The sequence below is a fragment of the Pseudorhizobium flavum genome, from assembly GCF_044142885.1.
Lineage (GTDB): Bacteria > Pseudomonadota > Alphaproteobacteria > Rhizobiales > Rhizobiaceae > Neorhizobium > Neorhizobium flavum.
Genome location: NZ_JBIOKZ010000021.1, coordinates 1 through 16,892 on the forward strand (window position 1 = coordinate 1; position 16,892 = coordinate 16,892).

The 16,892-nt window shown below is 54.8% G+C and carries 16 protein-coding genes, 1 pseudogene and 1 other annotated feature; of the genes and pseudogenes, 2 read left to right on the top strand and 15 right to left on the bottom strand.

All coding sequences use genetic code 11. The features are described from left to right. Positions 1 to 125: 125 nt before the first annotated feature. A pseudogene (locus ACEPP2_RS20685) lies at positions 126 to 434 on the bottom strand (transposase); the annotation flags it as partial. Between the two features lie 527 nt (positions 435 to 961). On the opposite strand from ACEPP2_RS20685, the gene ACEPP2_RS20690 reads away from it, so the two are divergent. Next, a complete protein-coding gene (locus ACEPP2_RS20690; RefSeq protein WP_395517828.1) occupies positions 962 to 1,666 on the top strand; it encodes a HEAT repeat domain-containing protein in 705 nt (234 codons plus the stop codon). 14 nt (positions 1,667 to 1,680) lie between these two features. On the opposite strand, the gene ACEPP2_RS20695 is transcribed toward ACEPP2_RS20690, so the two are convergent. The 4 genes from ACEPP2_RS20695 to ACEPP2_RS20710 all read right to left on the bottom strand — a co-directional run bounded on the left by ACEPP2_RS20695 (position 1,681) and on the right by ACEPP2_RS20710 (position 5,263). Beyond that, positions 1,681 to 2,434, bottom strand: a protein-coding gene (locus ACEPP2_RS20695; RefSeq protein ID WP_395517829.1) for an IS5 family transposase whose coding sequence is annotated in 2 segments (ribosomal slippage) — positions 1,681 to 2,061 and positions 2,063 to 2,434 — 753 coding nt in all. Because the reading frame shifts where the segments join, the coding sequence is not laid out codon by codon here. A gap of 78 nt (positions 2,435 to 2,512) precedes the next feature. Next, entirely contained in the window at positions 2,513 to 3,568 is a 1,056-nt protein-coding gene (locus ACEPP2_RS20700; RefSeq protein WP_395517830.1) for a hypothetical protein, read from the bottom strand. After that, entirely contained in the window at positions 3,565 to 4,512 is a 948-nt protein-coding gene (locus ACEPP2_RS20705; protein ID WP_395517831.1) for a hypothetical protein, read from the bottom strand. The genes ACEPP2_RS20700 and ACEPP2_RS20705 overlap by 4 nt, the downstream gene beginning before the upstream one ends. 46 nt (positions 4,513 to 4,558) lie before the next feature. Further along, positions 4,559 to 5,263, bottom strand: a complete 705-nt coding sequence (locus ACEPP2_RS20710) for a hypothetical protein (protein WP_395517832.1) — start codon at positions 5,261 to 5,263, stop codon at positions 4,559 to 4,561. 377 nt (positions 5,264 to 5,640) lie between these two features. Here ACEPP2_RS20710 and ACEPP2_RS20715 point away from each other — a divergent pair, with 377 nt between their 5' ends. After that, on the top strand, positions 5,641 to 6,594 hold the full coding sequence (locus ACEPP2_RS20715; RefSeq protein WP_395517833.1) for a hypothetical protein: 954 nt from the start codon (positions 5,641 to 5,643) through the stop codon (positions 6,592 to 6,594). Between the two features lie 217 nt (positions 6,595 to 6,811). Here the strand turns inward: ACEPP2_RS20715 and ACEPP2_RS20720 are convergent, their stop codons facing one another. From ACEPP2_RS20720 to ACEPP2_RS20765, 10 genes are all read right to left on the bottom strand, one after another. Further along, positions 6,812 to 7,624 carry an ABC transporter ATP-binding protein gene (locus ACEPP2_RS20720; RefSeq protein ID WP_395517834.1) on the bottom strand — a complete coding sequence of 271 codons (813 nt, stop codon included), beginning with the start codon at positions 7,622 to 7,624 and terminating at the stop codon, positions 6,812 to 6,814. Beyond that, positions 7,621 to 8,421, bottom strand: a complete 801-nt coding sequence (rutD, locus tag ACEPP2_RS20725) for a pyrimidine utilization protein D (RefSeq protein WP_395517835.1) — start codon at positions 8,419 to 8,421, stop codon at positions 7,621 to 7,623. Before rutD ends, ACEPP2_RS20720 begins: the two co-directional genes overlap by 4 nt. A gap of 7 nt (positions 8,422 to 8,428) precedes the next feature. After that, entirely contained in the window at positions 8,429 to 9,226 is a 798-nt protein-coding gene (locus ACEPP2_RS20730; protein WP_395517836.1) for an ABC transporter permease, read from the bottom strand. Next, a complete protein-coding gene (locus tag ACEPP2_RS20735; protein WP_395517837.1) occupies positions 9,226 to 9,621 on the bottom strand; it encodes a Rid family hydrolase in 396 nt (131 codons plus the stop codon). Before ACEPP2_RS20735 ends, ACEPP2_RS20730 begins: the two co-directional genes overlap by 1 nt. A gap of 19 nt (positions 9,622 to 9,640) precedes the next feature. Continuing rightward, positions 9,641 to 10,354 (bottom strand): cysteine hydrolase family protein, encoded by a 714-nt coding sequence (locus ACEPP2_RS20740; RefSeq protein WP_395517838.1) that lies wholly within the window; start codon positions 10,352 to 10,354, stop codon positions 9,641 to 9,643. Beyond that, positions 10,351 to 11,370 (bottom strand): ABC transporter substrate-binding protein, encoded by a 1,020-nt coding sequence (locus tag ACEPP2_RS20745; protein ID WP_395517839.1) that lies wholly within the window; start codon positions 11,368 to 11,370, stop codon positions 10,351 to 10,353. Before ACEPP2_RS20745 ends, ACEPP2_RS20740 begins: the two co-directional genes overlap by 4 nt. A gap of 145 nt (positions 11,371 to 11,515) precedes the next feature. Next, the gene (locus tag ACEPP2_RS20750; RefSeq protein ID WP_395517840.1) at positions 11,516 to 12,490 is read right to left on the bottom strand and encodes a LysR family transcriptional regulator; all 975 of its coding nucleotides are present in this window, start codon (positions 12,488 to 12,490) and stop codon (positions 11,516 to 11,518) included. A 79-nt stretch (positions 12,491 to 12,569) separates the two neighbouring features. Further along, positions 12,570 to 13,262: a hypothetical protein gene (locus ACEPP2_RS20755; protein WP_395517841.1), complete on the bottom strand. Its 693-nt coding sequence runs from the start codon at positions 13,260 to 13,262 to the stop codon at positions 12,570 to 12,572. A 160-nt stretch (positions 13,263 to 13,422) separates the two neighbouring features. Further along, positions 13,423 to 14,424 (bottom strand): S1C family serine protease, encoded by a 1,002-nt coding sequence (locus tag ACEPP2_RS20760; protein ID WP_395517842.1) that lies wholly within the window; start codon positions 14,422 to 14,424, stop codon positions 13,423 to 13,425. Positions 14,425 to 15,610: 1,186 nt separating this feature from the next. After that, a protein-coding gene (locus ACEPP2_RS20765) for an IS3 family transposase (protein WP_395517195.1) occupies positions 15,611 to 16,842 on the bottom strand; the annotation gives its coding sequence in 2 pieces (ribosomal slippage) (positions 15,611 to 16,551 and positions 16,551 to 16,842; 1,233 coding nt in all). Next, positions 16,442 to 16,558: a sequence feature (AL1L pseudoknot), on the bottom strand. (Overlaps the previous gene by 117 nt.) Positions 16,843 to 16,892: the final 50 nt, after the last annotated feature.

Genomic DNA, 16,892 nt, shown 5'->3' on the forward strand with positions numbered 1-16,892 from the left:
TCTTCTGGAACCCATCGGGAATATACCGCCAGCAGAGGCAGAACGACGATACTACGCCATGCTGGACGCACCAGCTATGGCCGCATAACTTAAACCAAACGGTCTCCGGCAAACCCGGGGCGGTTCATTTCGACCTCCATCGTCTTGCGGCCGAGCATGCGCTCCAGCTCGCGAACGCGATCCTCCAGCTTCTTCACTTCCGAATTGCCGACAACCGGCTCGTCAGAACCCACGGCTGCAGCACCTCCCTCGCTTAAGAGCCTGCGCCACCGGTAAAGCAGATTGGGCGCAACGCCATGGCGGCGAGCGGTAGAAGACACCGTCTCGCCCGGTTCGAAACTCTGCTCAATGATTGTCAGCTTCTGCTCGGTTGTCCACCGCCTGCGGCGGACATCACCCGTCAGCAATTCAATATGTCGGTACTCGTTAGACATAAGCCTATACCCAAGCCTGTGCTTGAGCCTTTCTGCTTATGCCGACTGTCCGGTCGAAACGGGGGGCAGTTCAAATTGATTATCTGATGGTCGCGCTAAATTATCCAAAAGCAAGATCTCAACTCGCAACAAGACGATCTCGTGCAGCTAGCGAGTGGTCTAGATCGAGGCGAGCTTGTGCACTTTCAACGGATCAGCGAGTAAAATCGCGAAGGCTCAATAGGGTGCACTTCGGCTGACCCAAGATGATGAAGTGTTGCAGCTCGCCAGATTAGGGTCTGCGTGCAACTAGATTAGCATGTCTAACTCACAAGGGCGTGCATCCTCCCCCATTGTTGCCATTAGGACGGAATGGCGAGGGCAGTATGAACCATCAGGAGGAGCTTTCTCTGACACCATTGTCCGACCGAGTTCCATTAACCTAGAATCCTAGAACGCATTTCAGCGCAGACACGAATGCCCAGCGTTTACAAATAGGTCATCAAGCGGCTGGTAAAGAATCAAACCTGAACTGTGGGAGACTAATTGTGTCAAATCTCTTCAAGATTGTGCGGGCTGGTATGCTTACCTCAGCGCTGGCGGTCTCAGGCGGAACCTCGTCTGCGTTTGCGGATGTAACCGCTCGGTACGGTGAACTCCAAGCAGTGATCGATGCGATCAATGATCCGGACCCCCTGATGAGGCTGGCGCAGTTGGAAGCGATCCTAAAAAAGGGCGATGCGACAGAAGTTCAGCTAGCCATCCGGACGGCGTTTCAGTTGGACGATCCGAACGTTCGATCGTTGGCTCTACGCGCACATTTTGCAAGCTTCAGAACTTTTCTCATAACAGCAGAACTTCCCGAGAAGATCCAAAAAGAGATGGAGGATGAAAACAGCGGTTGGTACGACAACTATCTTTACAAGTACCTCCGGTCGATGGGCTACCAGTTTAAAATGCAATCTGAGTACCCATCTACTGATGAACTAGAATTCCAGATAAAGGCACTGAACGGCAATTTTCAGGATTCGGATCAGAAGAAATACACGGGCACCGGAAACATTCGGGGCGGAATGTTGACCGTCGTTTCAAATGTATACAAATCGGGATCCCCCCAGAGATGTAGCTTTGAATTCACAGAGTATCATGGGTTTACAATGGCCGGCATGGCAAGTTGTGACATGGATTACTCATTCCAGTTTCCAGTAAGGTTTCATCTTTTCGACGACGATTCACTTCCGAAGACTGACTAGGGCTCAGGCTCAATTTATAGCCAGAATGCGACGAGGGTGGCCAAGGCGACTGCGGAGAGGAAGTTTCTGGCAAGCTTGTCGTAACGCGCTGCGACGCGTCGGAAGTCTTTCAGTCGGCAGAAGGCGTTCTCGATGAGGTGGCGGCTCTTATAGCGTTCGAGGTCGTATCGGATCGGCCTTGTGCGATTTGAACGGCCAGGTATCACGGGGACGATTGCGGACTGGCGCAGTCGCTTTCGCAGACTGTTGGCGTCATATCCCTTGTCCGCAAGCAGATATCGAGCACCCTTCAGACCAGCCAGCAGGTGTGGCGCGACCGGGCTGTCTGCCGCATTGCCACCGGTCAGCATGAATGCGAAAGGGCGACCGATCACGTCGGTGAGGACGTGGATTTTGGTGGTTTGCCCGCCGCGCGAAGGTCCGATAGCCTGATTTTTCGCCCCCCTTTGCCGCCATGGCCGAGCGGTGCGCCTTGACGTAGGTGCTGTCGATGGAGGTGCTTTTGGTGACCGCGCCAGACGTCGCGAGCGCCTCGACCAATTCAGTCCAGAACCGTTTGCGAGACCAACGATTGAAGCGGTTGTAGACCGTGGTCGAAGGGCCATAGTCGCCCGGGCAATCGCACCACCGGCAGCCGACCTTGAGAACGTGGATGATGCCGGAGATCACTCGACGATCATCGACCCGGCGAGCCCCACCCTTGTTCCTCGGCAACAGGGGCTCAATGACCGCCCATTGCTCGTCCGACAGCCAAAACAAGCGACCCATTCAAGCCTCCAATCCATTGATTGGGAACCTTGAATCTGATTTGCCGCAGCAAATCAACATGATCAATGGGTTTCGACCCTAAGCGCCACCCTCTATCACCTCAAGTGCATCCAGCGTCAAAATTTCGTCGGCAGACCCTGTCAACGTAATCTTTAGACGAGAGGCTCGTCGGGCAGCCATACCGCAATGCACATCATTCGACAGCATACACCGAACACCGGGCAAGAACCTGCCGTCTTCCTGCTCCGTTTCGACAATCAGATGCTCCCCGTTGACCAAGCCTTCGCCCTTGATCCGGACTCCTTCAATTACCGCACGTTTTCCAAGGTCCAGCAAAAACACGACCCTGTCTGGCGCAGGGGCAACCCTCAGATGTGTCTTGCCGCTTAGGAAGCCACTTATACCGCTTCCCTGCTCAGTCACACGCCCTTTGATGAGAACCAAGTCATTCACCAATGCCAACGATAGGTTGCTTTGTTCAACTGATGCATTCAGCTTTTGCAACTGCGCAGCGATAAGATCGTACCGCATAGCGACACCGATGCCTTCGTCACTATCCACTTCGAATAACATTGCGATAGGTTGACCATTGTGTGTGACGGTTCCGCCGCTCATCCCTTTCTGAAATGAGATTCCAGGTTCAAGGCTAGATATTGCGATAAAGCCCCCGCCACTTTCATCTCTCGACACTGCACGGATGGCTACTGAAATGGATTGGCGCTCCGTTAGAGTAGACACATCAAGCTGAGCCTGCTTAAGGCCATCGATGACTGGTTGCAGCGGAGTAGTCCGCACTCGATCCCGGCTGCATCCGCTCTTCGCAAGTTGCCCCCCAACCGTCAGAAAAGCTAGATCAAGGTCTTCATTCTCAGCAGCTATCGGTGATTGCGTTGGATGCATCGCGCCATAGCTATCAATGAGGTCAGGTAGCAACAACTCGCCATCCGCATTCTCAATGACATGACGAGGAGTGGCCACGCGGCACTGTCCGGCGGTGTCCAAAAAGAGCCAGCCTTGACCGAAGGCATCATCTCCTCGGGCTAGGAGCACCGTTTCCGCATTTGCCTTGTTGATGAAGCCTAACGACGAGACGGAAGCTAAGACCAACACAAAGGCTGCTGTTGAGGGCTTCATCTCGGACCTTTCAATGAGGACATGCTTGATGGGATGGATTGTGGAAGGACCTCGGGAATAGTATCCGTCAGTTGGCCATTCTGATCTGAGCCCGAAAAGGCCAAGCCAACGAGATCAATGGTGATCGGCCAAAGAAGCACTAAGAGCACCAGGGTCAACTGGCCCGCCAAAATGGTGGGGTCATTAAGTACTTGGGCGAAGAGGCCAACCTCGATCCTGCTGGAGTCTTCACGTACCCCTGGTGTCGAAACCTGAAGTCGAGGCGTTTCAGTGGTAACCTGAACTGAAAGACCGGGTTCGTCGGACATACTCACATACCCAAAGAGGGCAGTCTGTTCGTCTGGTATCTTGCCCAAGCTATCGAAATTTTCGGCATCACTCTCTACGAACCCCCCAGAAGGAATGGTCAGAGGTTCGCCCGCTGAATAAATCGCTCCTCCCCTACCGAACGGCCAGAGATCGACCGTTCGTCCGAAAGTCTCTAGGGTACCTTCCAACAGGATTGGTCCCGGACCATCGCTCCTCATAGTCAAAGAGGAACCGATCTTGCCTGGCCCCCAGATCGGAAATCGGCTTGTTGTTAAAGCTCCACATTCTTCTGCGTCAGTATAGAGCACTACTTCGCCGTTGAAAGGCGTGGCGATCCCGCCATTGAGACGCTCTCCCTTCCCGCTGATGGTTACTACCAACTCCCGCTCTGCGATGCGCTGATAGCTCACCAGGGACATCACCCCAGGTAGAAGAGCTCCCTCGACACATTGGCCATCTTCTGAGTCATCTGACCAACTGCTGACGCGGAGCCCGCTCCCGTAAATGATGGAGAGTTCAGGATTGAAGACGCTGAACTCCACATACTCACTGCGAGCGTCTATTACGGCGAACGTCTGGGGTTTGCTTACAAGATTCAACGCACCGACAGCTGCGAAAGAAAACAGAACTGCCAAGAGGAATGATGCGCCAACCCTTTGCCATGCAAGCGATCTCAGCCGATCACTCCAGATGGATCGCATATTCCTGCTCCGTCAGCTTACCAGTCAGGCCCTTCACACCAACAATCAGCTTGTAGCTGCCACTGAATGCTCCGCTGACGGGGATATTGCATAGATGTGAGAAAGTGACCTTGGAGCCTCCAGCTGGTTTCCTGCAGGTTACCTTCTCGAGGACCAATCCACTTTCATCAGTCAAGGCTGCACTGACCTTGCTTTGACTCACGTTTACATAGGCAACAAGGTCGGCGGTTGCTGCGCGAGAACCGATAAAGCCAGGCACGAACACTTTTCCGGTCGTCTCGTTGCAGGTCTCTGAGAAGGTGGCGAGCATCAACAAGCTCGACGGCCCGTACGACTTAATTTCTTCGCCATATCTCGTCGGAATTGGCACCGCGGGAGAGGAAGTAAATGTACCGCTAGATCGATACAAGTTTGAGGCCCAATAGCGCCCATCATCTGAAGTTAAACGAACACATACCCGCCCGCGCACATCTTCAGAAGGTCTCGTGAACGATAAGCGCAGCTGATTGAGGTCTACTTGATCGGTCCCGCTCTGATAAGCCAATCCAGAAAGGAATTGACCACTCACCTGCGCGTTGCCTGCGAAACGTTCGGTAAAACCTGGCTCGCTAGCCAGTTCGAGTGTCGGCCCCAATTCATCAGTGAAAGCTGGACCTCCCACGACGACCGCGGCAGCGAAGGCCATACACCTAGATGATTTCCAAGTTCGAGACATAACAAGTTACCCCGTCTAACCGGTGCGAACCTGCGCGAGTAACTGATAATTTTCATTTAAATGGTCCGTGCGAATGCAACCTTGCAACTCGTACCACGGCGGGGCCGCAAACACAGCAATCCTCCCGGAGCGGCTCAAAACTGGATAAATCTTGGGGGCAAGGTCATCTTCGCTGCCTTCGCCCTGTCGCGCCGTACAAGGATACCATCGTACAATCCTCTTAACGATAAGCGGGCATTAGCCAATTCAGTTAGCCGGGATTTAGCTTTCCAGTGCCAGTTTCGCCGAAGGAAAGTGCGGTAGGATCCAGACGTCGCTACCCATACCCGCGAAGAGGAACGCCTTCTATGACTGCTGTGGGAATGCAAATCCCCATCACCATCACAATCGCCATTCTAGCTTCTGCTGCGCATTCGGCCGAGTGGTCCCAGGAGGATCTGGACAAAGCAGTTGCAGCAGTAGCCGCTTACGAAGTCGATTTAGCAGAGTGCGTGAAGGACGCGGGTACCAGCATCAGGTACGAGATCAGCCCGATGGATCTTAACAGCGATGGTGTCAACGAATTGGCAGTCACGAGTTCGATAGCCGATTTGGGAGGATTAGCCACAGAGTGTTATGGCCGAGATGGCCACAGCACTCATCTTCTGATCAGCGATGGGCTTGGTGGCTGGAAGCGTTTTTTTGGGTACGAGGGGCTCGATTTGAAGTATCACGGACGCAAGTCAGGGATATTTCCTGACGTCGAGCTCGACGGTCCGGGAAGTTGCTCAAATATATGGCGCTTCCATGACGCCGAGTATGGGCCTTGGAAGGTTTGTGACCATAACGGTTCTGAGATTTATGCCGATATAGCTCCTTGGATCGAAGGGAACGGAGTCTCGAGAGATGCGGGCGAGGATCTTGGGCCAGTCACACAACCTGATCTAGGAGAGATCAAGTATCGTGCGCCCGAGTTCGATCATAATGGATCTTTGATGCGGGTCGATCACCGGAATGGGAGGATTACATATCTCCAGCCCAAAAGGGGGATTCGTCGCGCTATCAAGGCTGGCACAGTCTTGTTTGAGAGTGAACCGTGGGATCAATATGACATTAATCGATCGATTAGAGGCACGGCCTACGTTTTCAAGACCGGTTGTAAACCCGCCGCCTATCAGGTTAGCGGGGGATTCTACATGTCATGGCATACCCTTGTCCTCCGTGGCCCGGCTCCTGTTCGGAAAAAGAACTCCTGCGAGATAGAGCAACTGTCTTGGGATAGCCCAAATGCTGAACTTCGCTTCGAAAGTCTGGTTGATTGACGCAAAGTTCGTTCAGAGCTGTATAGTCTAAGAGCAGTGTGGTGTTAGGTAGCGCTGCGGTGGAGACTCTTCACAAAAAAACCCCGCAGTGAACAGCGGGGCATTAGAGAGTTAAGGCCGTCGGCATCGATCAAAAGAAGCTCTTAGCCTCAATCAGTCGCTCTACACATTCCGATGAACTGCTGGCTTTCTCGCCGAGCACCGGGCGTTCATAAGTTCATGCGGCCTTGACAGCACGCCTCGTGGTTTCGTCGATGATTTCCAGTTCCGACCAGATCTGAGCAAATAGGCGCTGATACTCTGGATGCGTCCGAATGTTTACCGCATCCGTCTCGTCTGTCCGGAATTCAACGTCATGCACCGCCTTTACGGTCGCAGGCCGATTGGTAAGGACAACAATGCGATCCGCCATAGAGATGGCTTCACCAATATCGTGGGTAATCAAGATCGCGCTCTTTCGCTGCTCCTTGATGATCCGCGTGACATCCGCCTGGAGCAGCAGCCGAGTCTGAAAGTCGAGCGCAGAGAAAGGTTCATCCAGCAAAATCACATCTGGATCGAAAGCGAGTGTGCGCATCAAGGCTACACGTTGCCGCATGCCCCCAGACAGGCCCGCGGGCTTGCTTTCCTCGAAACCCGCCAAACCATATCGTCTGATGAGGTCCAGTGCGATGCCCCGCGAATCTGCCTTAGCCATTCCTCTGATCTCAAGACCCAGGGTCACGTTATCAATGACGCTCCGCCAGGGAAGCAGAAGGTCCTTCTGAAGCATGTAGCCAACATGCCCCGTCGCCTTGTCCACCTGATATTCGCCCACCTCAACACGTCCCCCCTGTAGAGGGATCAAGCCTGCAATGGCGTTGAACAGTGTTGTCTTCCCGCAACCGGAAGGTCCAACGAGCGCCAGGATCTCGCCTCGTTGGAGGTTAAGCGAAATACTCCGCACTGCTTCAACTTCGCGATCTGTCCCTTCGTTGTAGACGACTCGAGCGCCGGAAGCGCGAAGTACGACGTCATCAGGCTTCGTCATTGCATCGTCTCCTTCTGGAGGTATTCGAGCACAATCCTGTTGAACTCTTGCGGCACAGTTTGCGAAGCAGCGTGTGCCCCATCTTCCATCACTTGAAGTGTGGAGTTCGGTATCGCTCTGGCGAGTTCCTCGGAGAAGTACGCAGGCGTCAGGTGGTCGTCACGTACACCCAAGACCAGAACGTTATTCCGGATCATGTGAAGCTTGTCCGTCCAGTCGAAATTGAGCAGAGCGTCAATCCTGCTGTTCATGATGTCGACGTCCGGATTGGAGCCGTAGACTTCGGACTCTGCCTTCTCCAATGCGTCGATATGATCACGTATCCACCAGCTGGGGTGGAGAAAGATTGGCGTGGCCTTCACATATGCCTGCGGACCCGATTTCAGCAAGAGCTCTCGTCGGACTTCGAAGCACCTGCGGAAGAAGCCATCAGCCTTGGTCCAGGCAGACGCCATCACGATCTTGTCCAATCGATCGGGGTGTTCCACCGCAAGAATTTGAGCGACTGCCGCTCCTGTGGAGTGGCCAACGAAATGCGCTTTCTCAATGGCAAGGATATCCATCAGTTCCAGAGTGTCGCTCGCCATCTTCTCCACGGAGTAGGCGATTTTCGAGCGGCTGCTCTTCCCCGTCCCACGATGGTCATGGATGATCACTCGGTAGTGCTTCGAAAACTCCTCTAGCTGCGCGTTCCAGTAGGAACCCACGCCACCCAGACCAGCCACCAGCACGAGCGGAAAGCCGCTGCCATGCTCTTCATAATAGATCTCGCCATCTGTCAGTTTTGCTATCGGCATCGTGCTGCTACCACTTCAGTTTCTTTTCAATCCAGGTGACCACCACTTCCAGCAGAAGCGCCATCGCCATCAGCGAGAAAATGCCGACCCAGACACTGTTGAGGTCGTACATTTGCCCGGCATAGTAGACCTGATGACCAAGCCCCTCTTCTGCAGAAATGTACTCGCCAACCACCGCACCAATCAGGGCGAAGCCTACGTTCAACCGCAGTGCCGAGACGACCCAAGGAAGGCTGCCCGGCACGACGACCATCCGGAACATCTGGAGGGGGCGAGCGCCTAGAGACTGCATCAGGCGAATGAGGTCGCCATCGATCTGTTGCGTCCCCTTGTGTGCTTGCAGGAAGGCGACGATGAACGTGATGATCGCCGCGATCGCTATCTTGGATTCCATCCCAAGACCGAACCAGACGATGATGAGTGGCGCGAGGGCGATCTTCGGAACGCCATTCAAGGCAATGATGTAGGGATGCAGGATCTTCGCCCAGGTCGGTGACAACCACAGCAATAGTCCGCAGAGGCTGCCTGCCGAGCTACCAATCAGGAATCCGATCACGACCTCCTGGCCTGTGACCCAGAAGTGCCGGAAGAGGCTGCCATCCGCAATCTGGGTGACAAAGGCATTCGCGACGCCGGACGGCACTCCGTACACGTAGGGTTCCAGGAAACCGAAGCGGATCCCTGCTTCCCATGCCCCGAGAATGGCCGCCAGGAGCAAGAGCTGGTAGCCGAGGATCCTCATTTTCGGATAGGTCCGCTTTGACTTCGGACGCTCTTGTGGGATTGCCATATCAATTCGCGCCATCATTTGCCTCCGCTGCTGCCGATATGAGCTGTCGAAACGAGCTCCACGAGGAAGTCATCGCGGACAAGTTCCGCTATGACGCAGTAGCGGGCGGGCGGATTGGAGCCGAAAAACTCGGCATAGACCTCGTTGAAGGCCGCATAGTCTTCGCGGTTCTTGAGAAAGATCGCATTGTAGACGATGTTCTCTGCACCGCCGCCAGCGGCTTCCACCACCTTCAAAACCTGTTCGATTACAAATCTTGTCTGGCCCTTGATGTCTCCCGGATGGAGGGTCTCACCCGACGGTCCGATGGCCAAAGTCCCGGCGACATATAGCGTCTCACCGACAAGACTACCTGGGACATACGGTGCGATCGGCTTGGATGAGCCGACTGGTATGATTGGTGCGAACATGACTGCTGCCTCCCATGTTTTAAGCCGCGCTTAGGCGGCTGCTCAGAACGCTGCATAGTGCTTCACTGGTGGTGGTCCACCCGAAGAAGGTTTCAACGTTGAAGATCGTGGCATCGTGGATGTGGCGAGGGCCAGCCTGGTGGCAGCAGTCGCTGACCATCACAGCAAGATATTCGAGTCCAAAGGCATCGCGAATGGTGGTCTCCACGCATACATTGGTCGCAACGCCGACGAAGAACAGGTACTTGATGCCACGGCTGCGAAGGATGGAGTCGAGAGGCGTCCCGACGAAGCCGCTGTACCGCGTTTTTGGAACGACAATGTCGGTCTCCTCGGGCTGCAAAGCATCGACCAGGGCATAGTCCCAGCCTCCCTTCGACAGCAGCTTGCCCACTAGGTCAGGTCGTTGCCGCATCAGACGGAGTGCATTTGATTTTCTCTGATTTGCAGCCTGGGGGCCTCCTGCTTCCTTGTATGCCGGGTCCCATCCGTTCTGTAGGAACACGACCTGCATCCCGGCGTGACGGGCAGTCGTCAGCACACCCGCAGTTCGCGATATGACATGATCAATGCCACTCAGGTCGAAGCCTGCAAGGTCCAGATAACCGCCCTTGGACGCGTAGGCGTTTTGCATATCAACGACGATAACCGCGGACGAAGATGGACTGAACTCGATCGCGTCAGGCCGCGCATTCAATGAGACCTGATGCTGGGCAAGCAGCTTGGTATTCATGATAGGCCGAACTCCGCAGTCGCCTTCTCGGCAAAGCTGTTGTCGACCATCTGCTCATAGGGCAGACGCTCGCGCAGTGTCTCGGCACCCGTTTCATGCTCGACCAGTGTCTCCCATTCGTTTTCGGAGATTGTTGGGTTACGCGGTACGAGAGGTACTTCGCCAAAGAACCTGGGCTTTGCCTTTTCGAAGACGGCCGGGTCCAGCTTGGGGAACTCGATTGCAGATACTTCTGCGAACACCGACGAGTCTTGGTGAAGCAGCTTTTGAGCTTCCGCGATCGCGTTGCAGTATGCCTGAACCGTCTCCGGGTTCTCATCAAGATATTGCTTGGTTACAAACGACGTTGCGAACGCGGCTGGTCCGAGTGCATTGCCAAGAGAGAATACCGTTTCCAGACCAAACTGCGTTTCGCCGATGCTCGCATCCCACTCGAAGACTGTCGCAATATCCGCACGCCCATCCGCCACGGCTTGCAACTGAGCACCAAAGGGTAGCTGCAGGATCTTCACCCCTTCGGCGTCGGGATCGAAGCCAGCAAGCACCTTCATGGCGTACATTGGCGTGGTGTAGGTATTAGAAGGGTACTTCAAAGTGGCAATGGTCTTGCGCTTGAAGTCCTCAAGCGAGTCAAACTTGGTGCCCGGCTTGGCGACCACCCAGACAGAGATCTGCCCTGCGATCTTGGCGATGTTGACCATTTGTGCGCCTTCGACAGTGGCATTTACCGACATGCCAGTGCCCGTGACTGCGAACTGAGCCTGTTTGGAGAGAATCGCAGGCACTGGTTGAGCGATGCCGCCGGCGGTCGACAGGCTGGGCGTCAAGCCGTGCTTCTCGAAGAGACCCTTGTGAATTGCCGTATAGACGGGGATGTAGAAGCCGAGATGGATGGCTTCAGAGATTGTCACAGACTGCGCAGCGAACCCGAGGCGGGGGAACCCAGCCATTCCGAACCCAGCAGCAGTCGCCATGCCTGCAATAAACGTGCGGCGTCGCAGGTTGATACCTGTCATGAGAAGCTCCCAGTTGTTGTCACGAGCCGCAGTTCCCGGGCTGATCTTTCGCCAGCTCTCTTCGCGGTCTCAACAGGACCGTAGCAAATCAGCATGCGCTGAATAGTGCTATTTTGACAGGCTGCCGTTGCGCTAAACGCAACGCTCAGCCGCACTTTGGAGCGCTCATGCTGTGGAAGCGCGACTTGAGGAATTGGAGGAACTCTCGGGCTGCGAATGAGAGCTCACGATCGCGATGGATGCAAACGGTGACGCGTGAGTCGAGAAAAACGGGAGTGTTGACGTTAATCGACCGAAGCTTGCCAGCAGCGACATCATCTTCAACCATGAAGCCAGGCATGAAGGCGACAGCAGTACCTGTCATTGCCATCCGTTTGGCGAATTCAAGCGAGTTCGTATTGATGCTGATCCGCGGCGTGAGCTTCTCGCGTGCAATGGCTTCATCGATCATCCGCCGCATCCCGAAACTGGTTTCGGGAAGTGCCAAGGGAAATGCCAGAACGTCCTGAAGCGATACGTCGGTCTCGTTGGCCAAGGGATGCCCAGGCCCGACCAGGCATTTCAGCGGCTCGACAAATTCGGCGATGGTTGCGAGGTCAGGTCTGTGAGGCCCATTGAACGTGATCCCTATGTCCGTCTCGTCGTCAACCACCGCCTCAACGATACGATCCGTTGATCCGAAATAGACCTGGCATGCAATTGCGGGGTACTTCGCCTGAAACTCAGACAGTACGCGTGGAAGGAATTCAGCAACAAGCCCCTCCGGCCCGTAGACTGTTACCTGTCCCCTGCGGATACCCCTTAGGTCATCGATTGCCGACCTAACTCTATCGAGATCGCGGAACATCCGTTGGGTTTGGCGAGAGAGTACTTGTCCCGCTGCTGTCAGACGCATTCCGGTACGTGTTCGCTCGAACAGCGGAGCGCCAAAATCCTGCTCCAATACGGCGATCATCCGGCTGATCGATGACGGAGTAACGTGCAGGTTTTCCGCGGCACGCCGGATCGAGCCAGTTCGCGCTGTCTCGTGAAAATATCTCAGAGGGGTCAGTTCCATCGCAGGTCTCCGCCGCGGTGGACGTTCCAATAATTGTGGAGCGGACACAAGATGACGGCGCATCAAAATTGTAGCCTCAGAGGACGGCCTTGGAGCGCGAGGGATGGCGCAAGCCGTTATTCGCAAGCCATTTCGGCGAGAGCTATGAACCCGCGGCAGGTGCTAGTCCTACCACCGCTCCTTGGACGGCGAAAACTCGGTTCTGTCGCCTCTGATCAGCAGCTTGGACAAGATCAACATCAACTGTAGCTGGACCAAGGCCGAAGGAGACATTCGCGGTGCCACCCCCGGAAACCGTCTCCACATTCTTTGCGACGGCCACTGAAGTCACCACAATATATGGCTTGTTGCGCTCCAGAACCTGGCTCCGGCAAACTTCGTTCACATTGGCGAGTATCCATTCTTCAGGTGGGCGGGAATCGCCTGAATAGACACGTTTGATAGTATAGCCAGACACCTTTATCTTCCTGTATGGCACCTGCAGGTTCTGGCCTACGACCCTGACCTTCAACGTAACCGGTGATAAGGAATCCTCGACAATTTCGTCGCTCTCTTCATGCACGACCCGCATATCCCTGATCGCCAGTTGCAAACTAGTGTCATATTCGCAAATTTGGCGGAAGTTCGAACCACCCACTATTGCATAGATTCCAGGTGTTCGGATCGTTGACCCAACGAACGGGTCAACCGAGTAGGCGTCGTGGCCCAAGACTTTGACCGCAACGGATCTGGTGACGGGTTGACGGACTGAGGCTGGCAATTCTGACAGCGTACAAGAGGATAAGCAGGTGCAAAATCCGGCGACATGAAGCGTTTTTCGGAACGCGTTAATCATCACAACCTCCAAGTATCACCCCGCAATAAGGTGGTAGCAGATTGGCTGGAGCGACTATGAGCGGGTACAAACCTGAACGTTCAGTAACCATAGGCTCAGCCCGTGATCCGAGCACCACATGATAAAGCCTGCGAAATATTTCCGCGTGGCAGAGCCCGCATTACTGAAGGCAAGCTTCACTTTCCATTAAGTTATATACTGGGTTTTCTTTCCTAATATATTCACAGTAATAACGATATTGGAAGTGCCGAAACCCGGTATCACGACTGCGCTCGTCTGACCTTACGAATTCGAAAGAGGAGTTGGGGTAGCGCGTTCGCAACTCGTTGAGAAAATCATTACATGCGGCTGTCTGATTATAACCGCCATCCCGCCACTCCCCCCAAGCAGATTGCGACTCCGAAATAGTATGAGACTCGACTCCGTGAGAGGCATGTCGACATGCCGGGAAGCGAGCGCATTTCCCGAAATCCTGCGTTACTACTCCTGCGGCATCTAGAAGATGCCGCGTCAAGGCGATCGGGATTATGTAGGTAATCTTCTCACTGCTGGTACTCTTTGCGACGGCGACACCAACGACCGTTCCGAGTTTATCAATGATGGGGCCGCCACTGTTTCCGGAGGTGATAGGAAGGTCTGTCTGCCACCAAGGGACTAGTTCGCCGTCGATAAATGTATTGTTCGCCGTTTTTGCACCGTCGCGTACGAGTGAAACGTCCCCAGTAGAATACCCAATCGCCAACAAGGGAGCGCCGATCGGCAGGAGAGTCCTCGCCCCGATGGTTACCGTCGGCCATCCGTCTCCATCCGCCGGCGGCTGCAGTTTGAGCAGGGCCAAGTCTAATGATGGATCACGAAACAGAACCTCAACAGGAACGAATGGGTTCAGCAAGCCACCGACACGCGCCTGTACGGTCGCAGACTTCACTTCCGCGGATCCCTTAGGCGGACTAACGACGTGGGCATTGGTGATAGCGAAACCGCTCTGAGAGATGATAAAGGCAGTACCCTTGTTTCTCCCGCGCCCCTCGGTCGTATCGAATGAGTATTCGACATAAGCCACCGCTGGTGCATTTGCGGCAAAAATACATTGATCATCTTGAGCTGACGCCTGAACTACTCCCAGGCACATTGCAAGCAAGCTAGTGATCAGGTAGCGCATAAGTTCACCCTAATCCTCTACCGCGAGTCTCCTAAGCGGTACATAACGTTGGCTTTGAAGGTCCGCCTGCAGATAAGATCTTCGGCAAACACCACCGCAGGACCTATTGGACGCAGATTCAATCACCGTGACCACAGGTCCCTTCGGACCACGCGATATACTCTCTACCAACCGCACGTGGTTCCCAGCTTTGTTGGCGATGTCGCCGGGCTTGATCTGGCTCCAGGAGATCTGAGAACTTACATTTCGTGACGGCAAGCTTCTGGTGGTGAAATAGCTACCGGTCATCCAGGCCATAGACACAAATCCGGAGCAATCTAGTCCTGTTGCAATTTGCGTGATGCAGTTTGCATTCCTGCAGGTGCAATCATCTCCCGCAAGTCTTCCCTCAGCCAAGTGCTCCTCGAACACCTTCAGGCTTTGAAAATGACCGCCCCAACGATATGGAATAGCTATAACATGTTTGTCCAAGTGAGCATCCAAACGTGGGGGCCGACGCCACACTTGAGTGGGGGGGCTACAAGTGTTCAGGACACCAGCGCGGGAGTAGTTTCGAGGTGCAAGATACCATTTTGCTTCCAGAGCCGATCTAGCTCTCTGAATGATGATCCGTCTTGTGATCGACGGTATGGTCACCGTACTCACGCTTGCTGTACCGTTTAGCGTTTCTAGCTCAGTAAAGATAGACTGATCTTGCAGAATAAGCTCACTACTTGGTGGAGCTGAGATGGGTTCAAGAACGGCGCTCCCCGGTGAAACGAGTACCACGCGCTCGACGAAAAACTGATTGTTCAAGAGGCTCAAGCGAACGAGATCGCCATTTTCGAGACGGGTATAGGGCTTCCTAATATTACAAAAAAACGAGTTAGCAGGAACATATGCTTCGCCCGTTTCGATTCCCGAAGGACTTAAAGCCACAAGCCGCACATATGATCTTTCTTCAGGTACGGTAACCGTGCCTTGAACTGCGACTATGGCACCTTCGCTTGGGTCCACCCATAGGGGTCTCAGATTCACGACCTGCCCCTGCGACGCAACTCGCAGCTCATTAAGCGGCCCTCTCACGCGTTCATTGGACAGGGACGCAAAACCAGACAAAACCAAAGCTGGACTATATCCCATTGCATTGACCTGGCCTTCTGGAATCTGAACCGCCCCGGGTTTGCCGGAGACCGTTTGGTTTAAGTTATGCGGCCATAGCTGGTGCGTCCAGCATGGCGTAGTATCGTCGTTCTGCCTCTGCTGGCGGTATATTCCCGATGGGTTCCAGAAGACGGCGGTGGTTGAACCAGTCGACCCATTCGAGCGTGGCGAACTCTACGGCTTCGAAGTTGCGCCATGGTCCTCGCCGATGAATGACCTCGGCCTTGTAAAGACCGTTGATCGTTTCGGCGAGAGCATTGTCGTAACTATCGCCGACGCTTCCGACAGACGGCTCGATGCCCGCCTCCGCCAGCCGTTCGGAAAAGCGAATGGACACGTATTGCGAGCCGCGGTCGGAATGATGAACCAGCCCGCCACGTTTGACGGGCCGCCGATCATGCAGTGCCTGGTCGAGAGCATCGAGGACGAATCCCGCGTGCGCCGTTCGACTGGCCCGCCAGCCGACGATGCGGCGGGCGAAGGCATCGATGACAAAGGCCACGTAGACGAAGCCCTGCCAGGTCGCGACATAGGTGAAATCGGATAACCACAGCATGTTCGGCGCGGGAGCCTTGAAGTGGCGGTTGACGCGGTCGAGCGGACACGGGGCAGACTTGTCCGATACAGTGGTTTTGATTGGCTTGCCACGAATGATGCCTTGAAGACCCATCATTCTCATCAGCCTTGCGACGGTGCAGCGAGCGATATCGAAGCCTTCTCGCTGCAACTGTCGCCACACTTTCCGCACGCCATAGACCTGGAAGTTCTCGTTGAACACCCGGCGTATCTCGACTTTCATGGCAATATCATTCCGTTCGCGGGCCGATAGGCGACCCACGTCCGTGCGCTTGGCGACGACCTCATAATAGGTGGACGGGGCAATCGGCAGCAGCCTGCAGATCGGCTCGACCCCGAGCACCGAACGGTGTTCGTCGATGAAGGAAATCATCGCTTCAGTGGGCGGTCGAGCTCCGCCTGGGCAAAATACGCCGAGGCTTTGCGTAGAATCTCATTCGCCTGACGAAGCTCCCGGTTCTCCCGTTCCAGAGCCTTCATCTTCTCAGCCACGTCGCTTGGCAGACCTGCACGCTTGCCGCTGTTGACCTCGGCCTTCTTCACCCATTCATGGAGGGTATGCGCCGAGCAGCCGATCTTGGTCGCTATCGATGATACCGCCGCCCAGCGCGATGAGTATTCGGCTTCATGTTCCGTCACCATCCGAACGGCGCGGGCGCGGACTTCAGGAGAAAATTTGTTCGTCGTTTTGCTTGTCATAGACCCTACTTCTCACGAGTTGGGGTCTCCGGCAAACCCGGGGCGGTTCA

What these genes read in the sequence shown, in the direction of transcription:
- ACEPP2_RS20700 (WP_395517830.1), bottom strand. Translation starts at nt 3,568, where the DNA reads ATGAAGCCCTCAACAGCAGCCTTTGTGTTGGTCTTAGCTTCCGTCTCG.
- ACEPP2_RS20710 (WP_395517832.1), bottom strand. Translation starts at nt 5,263, where the DNA reads ATGGCCTTCGCTGCCGCGGTCGTCGTGGGAGGTCCAGCTTTCACTGAT.
- ACEPP2_RS20715 (WP_395517833.1), top strand. Translation starts at nt 5,641, where the DNA reads ATGACTGCTGTGGGAATGCAAATCCCCATCACCATCACAATCGCCATT.
- ACEPP2_RS20720 (WP_395517834.1), bottom strand. Translation starts at nt 7,624, where the DNA reads ATGACGAAGCCTGATGACGTCGTACTTCGCGCTTCCGGCGCTCGAGTC.
- rutD (WP_395517835.1), bottom strand. Translation starts at nt 8,421, where the DNA reads ATGCCGATAGCAAAACTGACAGATGGCGAGATCTATTATGAAGAGCAT.
- ACEPP2_RS20730 (WP_395517836.1), bottom strand. Translation starts at nt 9,226, where the DNA reads ATGGCGCGAATTGATATGGCAATCCCACAAGAGCGTCCGAAGTCAAAG.
- ACEPP2_RS20735 (WP_395517837.1), bottom strand. Translation starts at nt 9,621, where the DNA reads ATGTTCGCACCAATCATACCAGTCGGCTCATCCAAGCCGATCGCACCG.
- ACEPP2_RS20740 (WP_395517838.1), bottom strand. Translation starts at nt 10,354, where the DNA reads ATGAATACCAAGCTGCTTGCCCAGCATCAGGTCTCATTGAATGCGCGG.
- ACEPP2_RS20745 (WP_395517839.1), bottom strand. Translation starts at nt 11,370, where the DNA reads ATGACAGGTATCAACCTGCGACGCCGCACGTTTATTGCAGGCATGGCG.
- ACEPP2_RS20750 (WP_395517840.1), bottom strand. Translation starts at nt 12,490, where the DNA reads ATGCGCCGTCATCTTGTGTCCGCTCCACAATTATTGGAACGTCCACCG.
- ACEPP2_RS20755 (WP_395517841.1), bottom strand. Translation starts at nt 13,262, where the DNA reads ATGATTAACGCGTTCCGAAAAACGCTTCATGTCGCCGGATTTTGCACC.
- ACEPP2_RS20760 (WP_395517842.1), bottom strand. Translation starts at nt 14,424, where the DNA reads ATGCGCTACCTGATCACTAGCTTGCTTGCAATGTGCCTGGGAGTAGTT.